The organism is Nannocystis sp. RBIL2, from assembly GCF_026626745.1.
Lineage (GTDB): Bacteria > Myxococcota_A > Polyangia > Nannocystales > Nannocystaceae > Nannocystis.
Genome location: NZ_JAPNJW010000001.1, coordinates 269915 through 283562 on the forward strand (window position 1 = coordinate 269915; position 13648 = coordinate 283562).

The window sequence follows — 13648 nt, forward strand, 5'->3', positions numbered from 1 at the left end:
GACCACCGAAGCCGGCCCAGCTCGAGCTCGACGCAGCAACGACAGAGCCCGGCCCGCGCGAGCGGGCCCGCAGGCGCTCACGCAGCGTGCCCGCGACGGCGGCGCAGCGTCAGCAACCCTGCCAGCAGCAGGATGGTCGCGCCCGGCGTCGGCTCCGTGCTCACGTTGCAGCCCTTCTTGCTCGCTCCCGGCTCGCCACCGACCTCGGGCGGGCCTTCGGCCGAGCCCAGGTACGGCTCGCCGCTCGAGCTGCTGCTGCCGGACGTGCCCGAGGCGTCGTCGCCGGACGACGAGTCGCTCGAGCTGCTGCCCCCGCCGCTACCCGCGCTGGGCGAAGACCCGCCGTCGGGCTTCCCGTGGCGCTTGTTGTCCTCGTACTCCTTCCACTTCTCGGGGTACGGCGGCAGCTCGGCCGGGCGCGGGCGCGCGTTGGCGACCTTCTTCCACGCCCCCGGTGACGGGAACCACGGACCGGTCGGCGGCTGAAAGCTGATGACATAGACCGCCCGGCGGTTCTTCTCCTCGTCGAACGAGTCGGGCGTCTGGACCTTGAGGCCCTTCTCGCCCATGCCGGTGTAGTAGATCTCGGCCCACACGCCCTTCTCGTAGAAGCGCTCCGCGATCGCGCGCGCGCGCCCTTCCGAGAGCTTTTGATTGTCACCGGGCTTGCCGACGGTGTCGGTGTAACCGGAGATGAACAGCTTGGGCACGTAGCCGGCGCCCTCGAGCGCGTTGCCTACCGCCTTCTTGGCGTTCTCGACCGCCGCCAGCTTGTGCATCGCCACCGCCGCGGCCTCGTCGATCTTCGGCGCCTGCTCGCCGCGGATCAGCGCCTTGCCGCTGTCGAACACGACCTCGGTGTGCGGGATCTCGATCGCCATCGGCGCCAGGATGTGCTCGCCGAACTGGCCCTGCGCGCCCTCGAAGCGGACCTTGACCAGGAACACGTCGTCGGTCGTGTCCCACTTGAGCTCGATGCGCTCGTTGGCCTTCCAGCCGCCGGTGCCCGAGTCGTTGTGGATCACGTCGCCGTCGGTGTTGAAGACCTTGAACTCGTAGCCGCTGACCTCGAAGCTGGTCGTGTACGCGACCTTGTGGTCGTAGAGGATGTCGGACGCGGTGGCCATCGCAGTGACCTTGCCGGCCGTACCGCCGCCGCCGCCGCCGCCGCCACCACCCGCCGGCTTGCCGGCCCCCCGCGCGACCTCGAAGTTGGCGTTGGCCTCGCCGGCGGACGACACGATCGCCATCTCGTAGGCCGAGTTGTCGCCGTTCTGCGTCCAGACGATCTTGAACTCTTTGCCGGCCTTGAGCGCCGGGATCTTCTTGCGGATCGTCTGGCGGTCGCCGGTGATCGTCACCTCCATCGCCTGCAGGTCCTCGTTGGCCCGCAGGAGCACGTGGGCCTGGCCCTTCTCGTCGGTGACGCGCGAGAACTCGTAGTTGAAGGGACCGTCGAGGAGGAGAGCGATCAGGGCGCCGGCGAGGGTCGAGAACATGGGCATGGCAGCGAGTCCGGGCGGACGTTATCACGCCCGCCCGCCGCTTTCAGCCCGGCAGCGGCGCGCCCACGTGACGAGCCCGCACGACCGTGTGGATCCCGCCGCGGACCAGGAAGTCGCCTTCGACCTCGAGCAGCTCGGGGTCCAGGACCGCGACCAGATCGTCGAGGATCTGGTTGGTGACCGCCTCGTGAAAAGCCCCCGTGTCCCGGAACGACCACAGGTACAGCTTCAGGCTCTTGAGCTCGACGCAGCGCGCCCGCGGGCGGTAGCGGATCCGGATCGTGGCGAAGTCCGGCTGGCCCGTCATCGGGCACAGACAGGTGAATTCGGGGCAATCGAAGCGGACCTCGTAGTCGCGCCCGGGGCGCGGATTGGCGAACGTGGCGAGCTCTCGGGAGGGCACCGTGGACACGGCGCGCACGCTGCCATGGTCCGCCGGCCGCGGGCCAGATCTCGGGCCGTGAGCTTGAACCGCGCCGCCGCGGCCGGCATCATCCGGGCCTCATGGGTGAGCATCCGCCCGGCGCCCGCCTCGCCCGCCTCGCCACGCTCGCGCTGGCGGCCTCGTTCGCGTGCGAACCCGCGCCAAAGCCCGATTGCGCGGCCCCCTGCGGCCCTGGGAGCACCTGCGTCGAGGGTCAGTGCGTCGCCGACGCGCCGGTCGCTCCCCCCGTCGCCGACGACGGCAAGAAGAAGAAAAAGCGGCGCAAGAAGAAGCGTGTGCGCCGGACCACGCCGGGCTCGGCCGCGGGAGGTGGACCGGGCCCCGAACCGACGCCTGCCCCCGAGGACGAGATCGAAGAGGCCGAGCCCGCTGGCGAGAAGCTGCCCCCGTTCGTCCCCGTCGACGATCGCAAGATCCCCCAGTTCTCCAACGACAAGGTCCAGACCATCGATCTCGAGGCCGGCAGCGAGCGACCGAACGAGCGGGTCCTCGATCAGCACTTCGCCAAGATCACGCCGAAGATCACCGACTGCGTGATCACTGCGAGTCGCTACGGCGACGTCGGCAGCGGCCGCCTGGCGGTCCAGCTGCGCCTTTTGCCCTCCGGCAAGGTCGAGAGCGTGTCGGTCAAGGCCCCCGCGAGCCTGAACGTGTGGGGCATCGTCCCCTGCGCGCGCAAGGCGGTCTACGACCACCGCTTCCCCAGCTACGACGGCCCGAGCGTCGGCGTCGACTTCGCGGTCGACGTCGACTGAGCACCGACCTGTCCTTTCCGCCAGCTCGGCGATGACTCGGCCAGCGAACCGCCTCGGCGCCGTCGAGAGCGCCGACGCATCGACCTGTCCTTTCCGCCAGCTCGGCGGTGACTCGGCCAGCGTCATCCTCGACGCACGCAAGAGCGCTGGCACATCGATCTGTCCTTTCCGCCAGCTCGCGGGTGACTCGGCCAGCCGCCATCCGCCACGCACGCGAGAGCGCCGGCGCGTTGACCTGACCTTTCGGTCAGTCCTTGTACGACCCTATCTTTTCGGACAGTTAGAAGGGCCGACCGCCAGGTCGCAGGTTCGCGTCGCCGGCGCGTCACCTGTCCTTCGAGCCAGGATGAGACGGCCCCGCGGACGCTCGCGCCGGCCGTTCGGCCGTCCCGCTACAGCCCTTCGGCCTTGGGCTTGGCCGCCTTCACGGCCTTCTTCTTCACCACTTCGGTCTCGCCGCCGATCCAGCGCTCCACGCTGGAGTCGAGCGCTCGGGCTGCCTCGAAGTAGCGCTCGGCGTCGGCGACCTTGCCGGCTGCCTCACGACACAGGCCCAGGCCTGCGAGGGCTCGCGCGCGCTCGGCCGCCGGACCGTTGCTGTTGGCGACCGCCGCGTACTCCGCCTCGGCGAGCTCGCAGCGGCCCTTGTTGCGGGCCCGGTCGCCGCTCTCGAGCTGGTCGCGGACGGACTCCTTGTCGGCGTCGACGCGCTGCTCCTCCGGCACGCCGAGGCCGGGCAGCGGCCCTGCGTCGACCTCCATCGCCTTCTTCTTCGCCGGCGCCCCGCCCCGCGCGGCCTTCATCATCGGCGCGGACGGCTCCTGCTCGATGGCCCCCGGCACGCTCGCAGCGTCGGCGGCTGGCATCGCCGGCGCGGCCTCGGCGGGCGCCTCGGCCTTGGGTTCGTCTGTCGGCGGGGACATGTCCTTACGGGCATCCGCCTCGGGCGCCGCTCGCAGCTCGCGGGCCGCCTCCGGAGCGGCAGGAGCGGGTGACGGCGCGGGCGCAGCTTCGTCGCGGATCGACGGCCCCGCCTCGTCGACCGGCCGCGCCACCCACAAGAGCAACGCCGCCGTGCCGGCCAGCGCCACACCTGGCAGCAAGAACGAGCGCCGCAGCCGCTCCCACAGATTCGGACCCGGCGCGGCGGCCGGCGGAGGCGCCGCCCTGCGGGCCTCGGCGAGGATGCCGTCGAGCACCCCGGGCGAGACGTCCTCCTCCGGCATCGCCTCGCGCGTCATCGCCAGGATCGCGGCGTACTCGTCGGCGCGCTGGCGCAGCGGCGCGGGCATCGCCTCGAGATCGCCGCGGCGCGCGGGATCCTCCACCCACTCGAGCGCGTCCTCCAAAAGATCGAGCTCGTCGGGGGTGAAGTCGCTGCCGTGGGCCGGGTCTCGCATGCGTCTGGGGTCCGAGGGCCTGTAGCCTGTCTACTGTGCACCTGGCGGCGCATCGCAGGCAAGCAGGGGAAGCAACGGCCCGCCCGAGCCGCCGGTCTGCGCCAAATCGTGCAGAATCACACGCGTCCGCCTCCAGGAGCTGGTGGGACCCAGATCCAGCCGTCTTCGAGCCAGCGATCCTCGAGCCCCGCGATCGCGGCCCGGAGCGGATCGGGCGTCACCGTCTCGCTGGCGGCCGCAGACTGCGCCGGCAGCAGATCGAGCGGCCCCTGCCACCCCTGATGCGCCCACAAGAACGCAGTGACGCCGGCGATGACGGCGTCGAAGACGTGCGGGCTGCGGACCACAACCTCGGGCCAGACGAAGTCGAACGCGAGCATCGGCTCGAGCGCCGTCAGCATCCGCTTGCGCAGCTCCCACGCCTGCTCGCTGTCGCTGCGCCGGTGCCGATGCTCGACCTCGGCCCCGAACAGCCGCGTCACGGTCGCCGGCGGGTGGACCTCGATCAGGTTCTCGTGCAGCCGCAGCAGCGGCGACAGAGCGCGCCGCAGATAAGCGGCCCGCGCCGCCAGCGGCCCCATGCCCTGCCCCAGCGACTCGCGCGGCGACAGCCCCACGTGCGTCAGCAAGACGTCGACCGCCCGCTGCGTGTACGGCGTGACCGCCGGCTTGCCCGGGTCCGAGCGCCGCGCCGCGTGCAAGGCCGGCGCGTGCTTCCGCATCCACGCGACCACCGGCACGGTGCACGCCTGTACTCCGGGACAGGCCAGCGGACAGCGGATGCACGGCGGCAACGTCAGCGGCGCGTCGATCGCGACCACCGTGTCGTCCGACACCCACCGCTGCAGGTACGCGACCAGCACCTCGTCGCGGAACAAAGGATCGCCGCCGCCCTCGCCGCCCTCCTCGCCGCTGCCGCGGTGGCCGTGGCGGAGTCGGGCCTCCGCCAGGCGCACGCGCGGCGCGTCACCCTCCGTCTCGACGCGCTCGAGCCGCGCGACCGCGGTCGTCTTGCCGCGGCCGCCGCCGAGAGCCACGCCGATGAAGCGGGTGAAGCGTCGCGCCGGAGATGTCGCAAGGGACAGCTCGATCGGACGGATCACGTGGTCGGCTCGTGGTGGACCGAAGGCTGCTTGTCGAGCAGGTACTGCAGATAGGCGATCGCGGCCGGGAGTTCGATCGCGGGCAAGCGATCGATGAGATCGCGCGCGGTCCGGCGCAGCGTCTCCGACGGCCCCGGCGCGCGCTCGCTCGCCGGCTTCTCGAGCGGGATGTTCGGCTCCGGCGGATCCTCGGGCTTGCCCCACGGCGGATACGCGCCGAGCGCGACGTCCTGGTTGGCCAGCCAGCCATCGATGTAGATGTGCAGTAGATTCGCCCGGTACGAGAACCACCGGTCGCGCTCGACCGGGTACGACAGCAACACGTCCTTGAAGCGACGGAACGCGCCCTTCCCGTCTATCGCCAGCGTCAGCCGCTCGCGCAGCGCGGGATCTTCCACCGAGGCGACGAAGCGCTCCATCCAGCGGTACTGCTCGCGCGACGACGCCGGGTCGAGGTGGATGAAGCGCCCGGTCGAGCGCGCGATCTGCTGCCGCTTCTCCTCGTCTTCGGGCCGGGTGTCGTTGATGGTGACCACCTGCCCGTTCTGCAGATCCAGGTAGGCGTGGTGGTCGGGGGCGTTGTGCTCAAAAGAGGTCTCGAGGGCCGACCAGTCGGGGACTGGCGCTTCCGGGGAAACTCGCATGGCTAAGTCGCTTCCGCTCTAGGGGGGGTGATGGTTCGGTGCGCACAACCGTGACCGGCCCGTAGTCCGCGGTGGTCAAGCGCAGACGTGCTTGCGGCCGCACGGCGAGGCGCGCGGGTCTGGGTCACCAGCGCGCCTCGGCCAGGATAGTCCGGCGCGCCCGGCCCCGGCAACCATGTCGCGGCGCGGCCGGTCGGCGACCGCCGTCACTACGAGGACTCGGCGACCCCGGTCGGCGGCGGTCCAGCGAGCTCGAGCAGACGGTCGCGGACGGTCTGCAACTCGCCCGCCAGCGCCTCGTCCGCCCCGGCTCGCTGCGCCAGCGCCTCGACGGTGGCCGCGCAGGCGTGCAGCGCCCCCAGCCGCGCCTGGGCCGCCGCCAGTGACCGCTCCAGCTCGTCCGCCGGCCGGGCCGTGACCCGCCGCAGCTCGCCTTGCAGCTGCTCGAGCTCCCAGCGGGCGCTCTGCAGCGCCGCCGCCGCCGCGTCAATTCGCCGCGGGCCCTCCTCGTCGGCCTCGCTCGCCTTCGCCGGCGCCGGCGCGCGACCCGCCAGCTGGTCCTCGAGCGCGTCGATGCGGCCCTGCGCCGCGTCGAGCTGCTCCACCAGGGACTGGCGAGCGATGCTCGCCAGCTCGATCTGCCGCCGCGCCTGCGCCAGTTGCCCGCGCAGCGACTCGCTCTCCTCGTCGCGGGCCCGCTCCGGCCTGGCCCGCTCCGGCCGCGCCGGCTCCGGCCGCGCCGGCTCCGCGGGCCCCGTCGGCGGCAGCTCGAGCAGCGTCACCCCGCGGGGCACGTCGCGGGCCCCGACCACCGCGATCAGGCACTCGAAGCCCGAGTCCTCGCCGAGGCTGTTGTCGAAGGCCAGCGGCACCGGTCCGCGCTCGTCGGCCTCCTCGTCCTCGATCTCGTCGCTGGTGACCTCGCCGCAGTCGATCACGCTGGCCGCGCGGGTCAGGGCGAGCGCGTAGATCCGCGCCCGCGGGAAGTGCTGCGTCACCAGCTCTTGAAAGAGCCCCAGCTCGAGCCCGCCGGCGGCCTCGCCCGGGGCGCTCACCACCACCACGCGGCCGGCCTCGGCCCCCTCGGCCAGGGCCGTCAGCAGGCGGAACGCTCGCGTCTCGAGGCGATTCTCCAGCCGGCTCTGGGCCCGCGCCGCGAACCGCGACAGGTTGGCCGCGTCGACGAAGTGGCGGGCCAAATCGACGATCGCCACCTGCCACGGCGCCTCGGCCAGCAGTTCCTCGAACGCGTCGAATTCGGCCACCCGCGGGCCCGTGCGCCCGCGCCCGGTCCCGGGCCTCGCCTCGTGCGCGAGCAGCCACGCCTGATTCCCGCCGCCCGGGAGCAGCTCGGCCAGCAGCGCCGCGAACGGAGCCGGCAACGTCTTCGCGCCGCGCAGCGCCGCCTCGAGCGCGGGGTCGGCCAGCACGCGGCTGCGGCCGGCCCACAGCTCGCGGAGAAAGCCGTAGCGGGCGGCCCAGCGGTCGGCGTGGAGCATGGCGCGCACACGGATAGCGCGCGCCCTGGCCGGGAGGCAAGGGCGCTCGCGGCCCGCGTGCGCGCTGGCGCGTGGGACCCCTCTCCGCGCCCTCCCCGGCCGTGGTCCGGCGCGTCGCCCTCGCCCCACCCGGCCGCGTCGACCTGACCGCGGACACGTGTGCTCGCCGCCGGCCGTGCTTTGTCGCGTCGTCCCGCGCCTCGTCCGCGTCGGCGCCGGCCGCGGCGGCGTGGCCCTTGAGCGCCCTCCGCCCTGGTGCTAGCGTCGCGCGCTCGCCATGGACCCTGCCCTGCGCGCCAAGCTCGAGAGCATCGCCGAGCGTCACGAAGAGCTGGGCGTCATGCTCTGCGCCCCCGAAATCGCGCAGGACAAGACCCGCCTGCTGGCCCTCTCGCGCGAGCACGCCGAGATCGCCCCCATCGCCGCCGCCGTCGCCCGCTACCGCGACCTCGAGGCCCGCACCCGCGACGCCGAGGAGCTGCTCGCCGACCCTGACCTTCGGGACATGGCCGAAAGCGACCTGCGCGATCTCAAGCAGCAGCGGGCCGAGCTCGAGGGCGAGCTGCAGAAGCTGCTCCTGCCCAAGGATCCCAACGACAGCCGCGACGTCGTGCTCGAGATCCGGGCCGGCACCGGCGGCGAGGAGGCCGCGCTGTTCGCCGCCGATCTCTGGCGCATGTACACCCGCTTCGCCGAGCGGCAGCGCTGGACCGTCGAGCCGCTCAACATGTCCGAGGCCGGCGCCGGCGGCTTCCGCGAGATCTCGGCCATCATCCACGGCCGCGACGTCTACGCCCTCCTCAAGTTCGAGAGCGGCGTGCACCGCGTCCAGCGCGTCCCGGCCACCGAGGCGCAGGGCCGGATCCACACCTCCACGGCGACCGTCGCCATCATGCCCGAGGCCGAGGAGGTCGACATCCAGATCAGCCCCAAGGACCTCGAGGTGCAGTTCATGCGCGCCTCCGGGGCCGGCGGTCAGAGCGTCAACACCACCGACTCGGCCGTGCGGATCACCCACATCCCGACCGGGCTGGCGGTGCACTGCATGCAGGAGAAGTCGCAGACCAAGAACCGCGAGCTGGCGATGAAGCTCCTGCGCTCCCGCCTGCTCGACCGCGAGATCCAGCGCGTCCAGGCCGAGCGGGCCGCCCACCGCCGCAGCCAGGTCGGCACCGGCGATCGCAGCGAGAAGATCCGCACCTACAACTTCCCGCAGGACCGCATCAGCGACCATCGGATCGGCCTCACGCGGCACGCGATCACCGACTTCATGGCCGGCGACATCGACGACGTGATCGCCGCCCTGCGCGCCAGCGACGAGGCCGATCGCCTGGCCGAGGCCCAGGGTCAGCCATGAAGCGCTCGGTCCAGGTCGAGATCGCCGGGCAGACCCTCACGATCCGCAGCGACGAGGGGCCCGACTACGTCCAGCAATTGGCCGAGTTCGTCGACGGCCACCTGCAGCTGCTGAGCGGCAACAAGCGGGTCAACAGCGCCGCCAACGCCCAGCGCGTCGCCCTCCTCGTCGCCATGCAGATCGCCGACGAGCTGTTCCGCGAGAAGGACCTGCACCAGCGGTTCCGCCGCAAGGTCCACGAGCGCCTGCTCGGCCTGCGGCTCGCCCTCGATCAGCACGAGCAGCGGCTGGCCGCCGCCGAGGCGGCCACCGACACCCTCGACGAACCCCCGACCGCGTGAACGTCATGAACGCCACCCCGCCGCAGCCGCCCCGCTCCGCCGCCCTTCAGCGCATGCTCGAGCGCGGCTACTTCGAACAGGCCAGCGACTTCGCCGCCACCGACGCCGCGCTGGACAGCGGCATGGTCACCTTCTACGTCGGCTACGATCCGACCGGCGCCTCGCTGCACGTCGGCCACCTGGTCCAGATCATGGGCATGCGCGCCCTGCAGCGCGCGGGTCACAAGCCGATCGTCATCGTCGGCGGCGGCACCGGCATGATCGGCGACCCCTCCGGCAAGATGGAGACGCGCAAGCTGCTGACGCGCGAGGACGTGGCGGTCAACGCCGCCGGGCTCAAGGCCCAGCTCGGCCGCTTCCTCCACTTCGACAGCGGCCGGCCCAACGACGCGGTCATGCTCGACAACGCCGACTGGCTGCTCGGGCTCAAGTACATCGAGTTCTTGCGCGACGTCGGCCGCCACTTCACCGTCAACCGGATGATCGCGGTCAAGACCTACCGCGACCGCCTCGACGCCGAGATCCCGCTCAGCTTCCTCGAGTTCAACTACCAGCTGCTGCAGGCCTACGACTTCCTGCACCTGTTCCGCCACCACGGCTGCACCCTGCAGTTCGGCGGCTCGGACCAGTGGGGCAACATGGTCGCCGGCATCGAGCTGATCCGGCGCATGACCCCCGACGGCCAGCCCAACGCCGCCTACTGCCTGACCCTGCCGCTGCTGCTCACCGCCGACAACCGCAAGATGGGCAAGACGGAGCGCGGCGCCGTCTGGCTCGACCCCGAGCGGCTGACCCCGTTCGAGTACTACCAGTTCTGGATCGGCTGCGACGACCGCGACGTCGTCCGCCTGCTCAAGACCTTCACCGACGTCCCGCTCGCCGAGATCGAGGCGCTGACCGCCGAGGGCGGCGCGGCGCTCAAGGGCGCCAAGGCCCGCCTCGCCTTCGAGGCCACCGCCCTGCTCCACGGCCTCGATCACGCCACGCAGGCCAGGCAGGCCAGCGAGCAGGCGTTCGGCAGCAGCGAGGACTGGAGCGCCGTCCCGCTCGTCACCGTCCCCGGCCCCGAGATCCGCCTGGTCGACCTCGTCACCCACCCCGAGATCGAGGCCTTCAAGTCCAAGCGCGAGGCCCGCGAGCGGATCGCCGCCGGCGCCGTCAAGCTCAACGGCGAGCCCGTCACCGACCCGGCCCACCTCGTCATCGCCGCCCAGACCGGCGATCAGGGCCTGCGCCTGCAGTCGGGCAAGAAGTGCCGCTTCCGCGTGACGTTCGCCTGATCTGACCCGAAGGGCATGCCCCTCGGAGCATGCCCTTTCGAACATGCTCCCACGGACATGCCCGTGGGGACATGTCCCTTCTACCAGTCGTCGCGGAACCGCAGCACCGTGTCGCGCACGCGCTGGTACACGCGGGCGGTCGCGCGCACGTCGCCGCGGTTGTACGTGGCGATCGCGCCCAGCTCGCCGCGGGCGTAGGCCGGGGCGACGTCGGCCCCGCTCATCCCGTCCTTCGGGCTCTCGACCCCGAGCGCCCAGCAGACCGCGTCGAGCGAGGCCGGGGCGACCGAGCGGCCGGTCGCGACCATGCGGTAGAGGTCGAGGTGCGGCCGCACCTGGTACGGGCTGCCGAGCAGGTCGACGCGCGCCGGCACCTCGTGGACCAGGCTGCGCCCGAGCAAGAACGGCACGTCGAAGTTGCGCCCGTTGTAGCTGACCACCACCTCGGCCTGCGCCGCCAGCAGCCAGAACGCCTGTAGCAGTTCGCGCTCGCTGACGATCTGCAGCCACGGCGGCACCTCGCCGACCAGCCGCCGCGGGTCGCCGCCGGGCGGCACCCCCAGCGCCCACACCTCGCTGTCGAGGTCCTCGCCGTCCATGAACGCCAGCGACACGATCTGCCCGAACAGCGGCGACAGGCTCATCACCAGCTCCGGCTCGCAGCCCTCGCGCGTCGCGTGGCGGCGGATCGCCTCGACCACGCTGGCCGGCATCGTCGCCGGATCGTGCGCCGGCGCCGTCTCGAGGTCGAACACCAGAGTGCGGCACAGCTTGCCCGCGACCCGCTCGAAGCCGTCGCCGAACACCCGCGCCGGCGCGTAGCCGTCGTCGTCGTCCTGCGCGCCGCGGAGCTTGCGGACGTTGAGCTGCAGCGCCCCCTGGTACTGCTCGACGCGGAACAGCAGCTTGACCGCCTGCCCCCGCCGCGCCGCCCGGGCCGCCTCCATCGCCTCGGGCGCGTCGTCCCAGATCTTGGCGGCGATGGTCCGCGCGGCGTCGCTCACCACGAGGTCGAAATAAGGACGACCCTGGCGGGTGCGGCCCTCCTGCACCTGCATGAGGCTCGCATAGGCCACGCACAGCCGATTCGGGTCGGGCACCAGGGTCGTCAGGTCGGCGAGGAGTTCAGGCCCCTGAGGCCGCGGGACGAGCTCGGACACGGGAGTTTGCATGGACGAGTGCCGGGAGGATACTTGCGCGGAAGCGACCCGCCCAGCCGTCCGCTCGCGACACCCCGCGCGCCCGGTCCGGGTCCACATCGCCCGGAGGAAACCCCTTGCGCGTCTCGCGAGCCACCACCGTCCTGCTCAGCCTCGCCACTCTGTGCGCCACCGCCTGTCGCGGCGACCAGAAACCCGGCCAGTCCCCCCCGCCCGAAGCCACCGACAAGCGGGACGTCGCCCCGACCTCGGCGCCGCCGGCCGCGAGCGGCCCGCTCGCCAACCTCGGCCCGCTGAGCAGCATGCTCGCCGACAAGCTCGACGCCCCCGGTCCCTACGACCCGCCGCGCCAGTCGCCCGGCTTCGACGCCAGCAAACCGCACTGGCTCACCCTCGACCTCGGCGGCGAGATCGGCGAGCTCGCGCCGATGTCGCTGTTCGGCGGCGGCGCCCTCATCGAGCTCCACGCCCTGCTGCAGCGCCTCGACCGCCTGGCCGCCGACGGCAACGTCCAGGGCCTGCTGGTCCGCTTCACCGACGTCGGCCTCGACATGGCCACCGCCGAGGAGGTGCGCGGCGCCTTCCTCGCCTTCAAGGCCGAGGGCAAGCGCAAGCTCGTCTGTCACGCCGACGTCCCGACCAACGCCGTCTACTACCTCATGAGCGCCTGCGACGCCGTGGGCGTCCAGCCGGTCGGCGAGGTCATGATCCACGGCCCCATGGCCATGCCGCTGCACCTGCGCGGCCTCCTCGACAAGCTCGGCGTCGTCCCCGACTTCGTCCACGTCGGCGCCTTCAAGGGCGCGGCCGAGCCGCTGACGCGCACCGAGCCGTCGAGGGAGATGCGCGAGACCCTGTCCGCCGTGGTCGACCAGGCCTACCTGACCATGCAGTCAGGTATCGTCGCCGGCCGCAAGCTGTCCCCGGAGACAGTCGCGCAGCGGATCGACGAGGCCCTGTTCACCAGCGAAGCCGCGCTCGCGGCCGGCCTCGTCGACGGCGTCGCCACCTACGAAGACTTCCGCACCCAGCACACCAGCGGCGCCCCGTGGAAGCAGGTCAAGCTCAAGGACAGCCCGAGCGGCGGCGGCTTCGACATGGAGAAGCTGCAGACCTTCCTCGGCCTCGTCCCGCCCAAGCGGCCCAAGGAGCCGCACATCGCCCTCGTCTACGCCCTCGGCGGCATCATCGACGGCCGCGGCCAGGGCACCATCGGCGCGCGCAACCAGATCGCCGGCCGCACCCTCGCCGCCGCGATCGACAACCTCACCGACGACGCCAACGTCGCCGCGATCCTGCTGCGCGTCGACTCGGGCGGCGGCAGCGCGATGGCCTCGGAGCAGATCTGGCGCGCGCTCCAGCGGGCCAAGGAGAAGAAGCCGGTCATCGTCTCGATGGGCGGCGTGGCGGCCTCGGGCGGCTACTACATCTCGTGCGGCGCGACCAAGATCTTCGCCCTCGCCAACACCCTCACCGGCTCGATCGGCGTCGTCGGCGGCAAGATCGCGCTCGAGGGCATGCTCGAGAAGGCCGGCATCCGCACCTTCCCGATCACCAAGGGCAAGCGAGCCGCGATGTGGTCGCCGATGACCCCGTGGACCGAGGCCGAGCGGGCCAGCGTCCTGGCGACGATGGAAGATGTCTACAAGGTCTTCCTCGGCCGCGTCGCCAGCGGCCGCGGCAAGTCGCCGGAGGAGATCCACGCGATCGCCCAGGGCCGCGTGTGGACCGGCGCCGCCGCCAAGGAGCGCGGCCTCGTCGACGAGCTCGGCGGCCTCACCGAGGCGCTCGCCGAGGCGCGCAAGCTGACCGGCATCGGCCCCGAGGTCGCGCTCGAGGTCTACCCGCCCGAGCCGACGATCAAGGACCTCATCGAGGGCTTCGACAGCGGCCCCAGCCTGCTCCGCGCCGCCGCCGACCACGAGCTCGTCCCGGGCCTCGCCGCCGCCCTCGGCGTCGACGGCATGGCGGCCGTCTCCGGCGTCCTCGCCCAGCTCGACGCGCTGCGCGACGACCCGATTCAGACCACCCTCATCTGGCCGGTCCTGCTGCGCTGAGCGGCGGGCCGAGTCCCCTGTCCGAAGGGACATGCCCGCACGGGCATGTCCCTTCGCGCATGTGCGTTCGAGCATGCTCGAACGCACATATTGCAGAGCCGC

12 protein-coding genes are annotated in these 13648 nt (G+C 72.2%); 5 read left to right on the forward strand and 7 right to left on the reverse strand.

Annotated elements, in window-relative coordinates:
- Nucleotides 1-77 precede the first annotated feature (77 nt).
- Complete coding sequence (locus tag OV090_RS01015; protein WP_267701555.1) at nt 78-1505, reverse strand: OmpA family protein; 1428 nt, start codon at nt 1503-1505, stop codon at nt 78-80.
- Nucleotides 1506-1548: 43 nt separating this feature from the next.
- Nucleotides 1549-1917, reverse strand: coding sequence for a preQ(1) synthase (gene queF, locus OV090_RS01020; RefSeq protein ID WP_267707045.1), 369 nt, complete (start codon nt 1915-1917; stop codon nt 1549-1551).
- A gap of 92 nt (nt 1918-2009) precedes the next feature.
- Here queF and OV090_RS01025 point away from each other — a divergent pair, with 92 nt between their 5' ends.
- Nucleotides 2010-2705, forward strand: coding sequence for a hypothetical protein (locus tag OV090_RS01025; RefSeq protein ID WP_267701556.1), 696 nt, complete (start codon nt 2010-2012; stop codon nt 2703-2705).
- A 392-nt stretch (nt 2706-3097) separates the two neighbouring features.
- Here OV090_RS01025 and OV090_RS01030 read toward each other — a convergent pair whose 3' ends face one another.
- The 4 genes from OV090_RS01030 to OV090_RS01045 form a co-directional block, all read right to left on the reverse strand.
- Nucleotides 3098-4105, reverse strand: coding sequence for a hypothetical protein (locus OV090_RS01030; RefSeq protein ID WP_267701557.1), 1008 nt, complete (start codon nt 4103-4105; stop codon nt 3098-3100).
- A 116-nt stretch (nt 4106-4221) separates the two neighbouring features.
- Nucleotides 4222-5208, reverse strand: coding sequence for a DUF429 domain-containing protein (locus OV090_RS01035; RefSeq protein ID WP_267701558.1), 987 nt, complete (start codon nt 5206-5208; stop codon nt 4222-4224).
- Nucleotides 5205-5852, reverse strand: coding sequence for a UPF0158 family protein (locus tag OV090_RS01040; RefSeq protein WP_267701559.1), 648 nt, complete (start codon nt 5850-5852; stop codon nt 5205-5207). Before OV090_RS01040 ends, OV090_RS01035 begins: the two co-directional genes overlap by 4 nt.
- 209 nt (nt 5853-6061) lie before the next feature.
- The gene (locus OV090_RS01045) at nt 6062-7351 is read right to left on the reverse strand and encodes a hypothetical protein (RefSeq protein ID WP_267701560.1); all 1290 of its coding nucleotides are present in this window, start codon (nt 7349-7351) and stop codon (nt 6062-6064) included.
- A gap of 289 nt (nt 7352-7640) precedes the next feature.
- On the opposite strand from OV090_RS01045, the gene prfA reads away from it, so the two are divergent.
- Genes prfA through tyrS form a run of 3 tightly spaced genes read left to right on the forward strand, consistent with a single transcriptional unit; the run spans nt 7641 to nt 10329 of the window.
- On the forward strand, nt 7641-8708 hold the full coding sequence (gene prfA / locus OV090_RS01050) for a peptide chain release factor 1 (protein ID WP_346660378.1): 1068 nt from the start codon (nt 7641-7643) through the stop codon (nt 8706-8708).
- Nucleotides 8705-9049, forward strand: coding sequence for a cell division protein ZapA (locus OV090_RS01055; RefSeq protein WP_267701562.1), 345 nt, complete (start codon nt 8705-8707; stop codon nt 9047-9049). The genes prfA and OV090_RS01055 overlap by 4 nt, the downstream gene beginning before the upstream one ends.
- Before the next feature lie 5 nt (nt 9050-9054).
- A complete protein-coding gene (gene tyrS, locus OV090_RS01060) occupies nt 9055-10329 on the forward strand; it encodes a tyrosine--tRNA ligase (protein WP_267701563.1) in 1275 nt (424 codons plus the stop codon).
- Between the two features lie 80 nt (nt 10330-10409).
- Here tyrS and OV090_RS50390 read toward each other — a convergent pair whose 3' ends face one another.
- Nucleotides 10410-11489, reverse strand: a complete 1080-nt coding sequence (locus OV090_RS50390) for a ribonuclease H-like domain-containing protein (protein WP_267701564.1) — start codon at nt 11487-11489, stop codon at nt 10410-10412.
- A 116-nt stretch (nt 11490-11605) separates the two neighbouring features.
- Here OV090_RS50390 and sppA point away from each other — a divergent pair, with 116 nt between their 5' ends.
- Nucleotides 11606-13546 (forward strand): signal peptide peptidase SppA, encoded by a 1941-nt coding sequence (gene sppA / locus OV090_RS01070; protein ID WP_267701565.1) that lies wholly within the window; start codon nt 11606-11608, stop codon nt 13544-13546.
- Nucleotides 13547-13648: the final 102 nt, after the last annotated feature.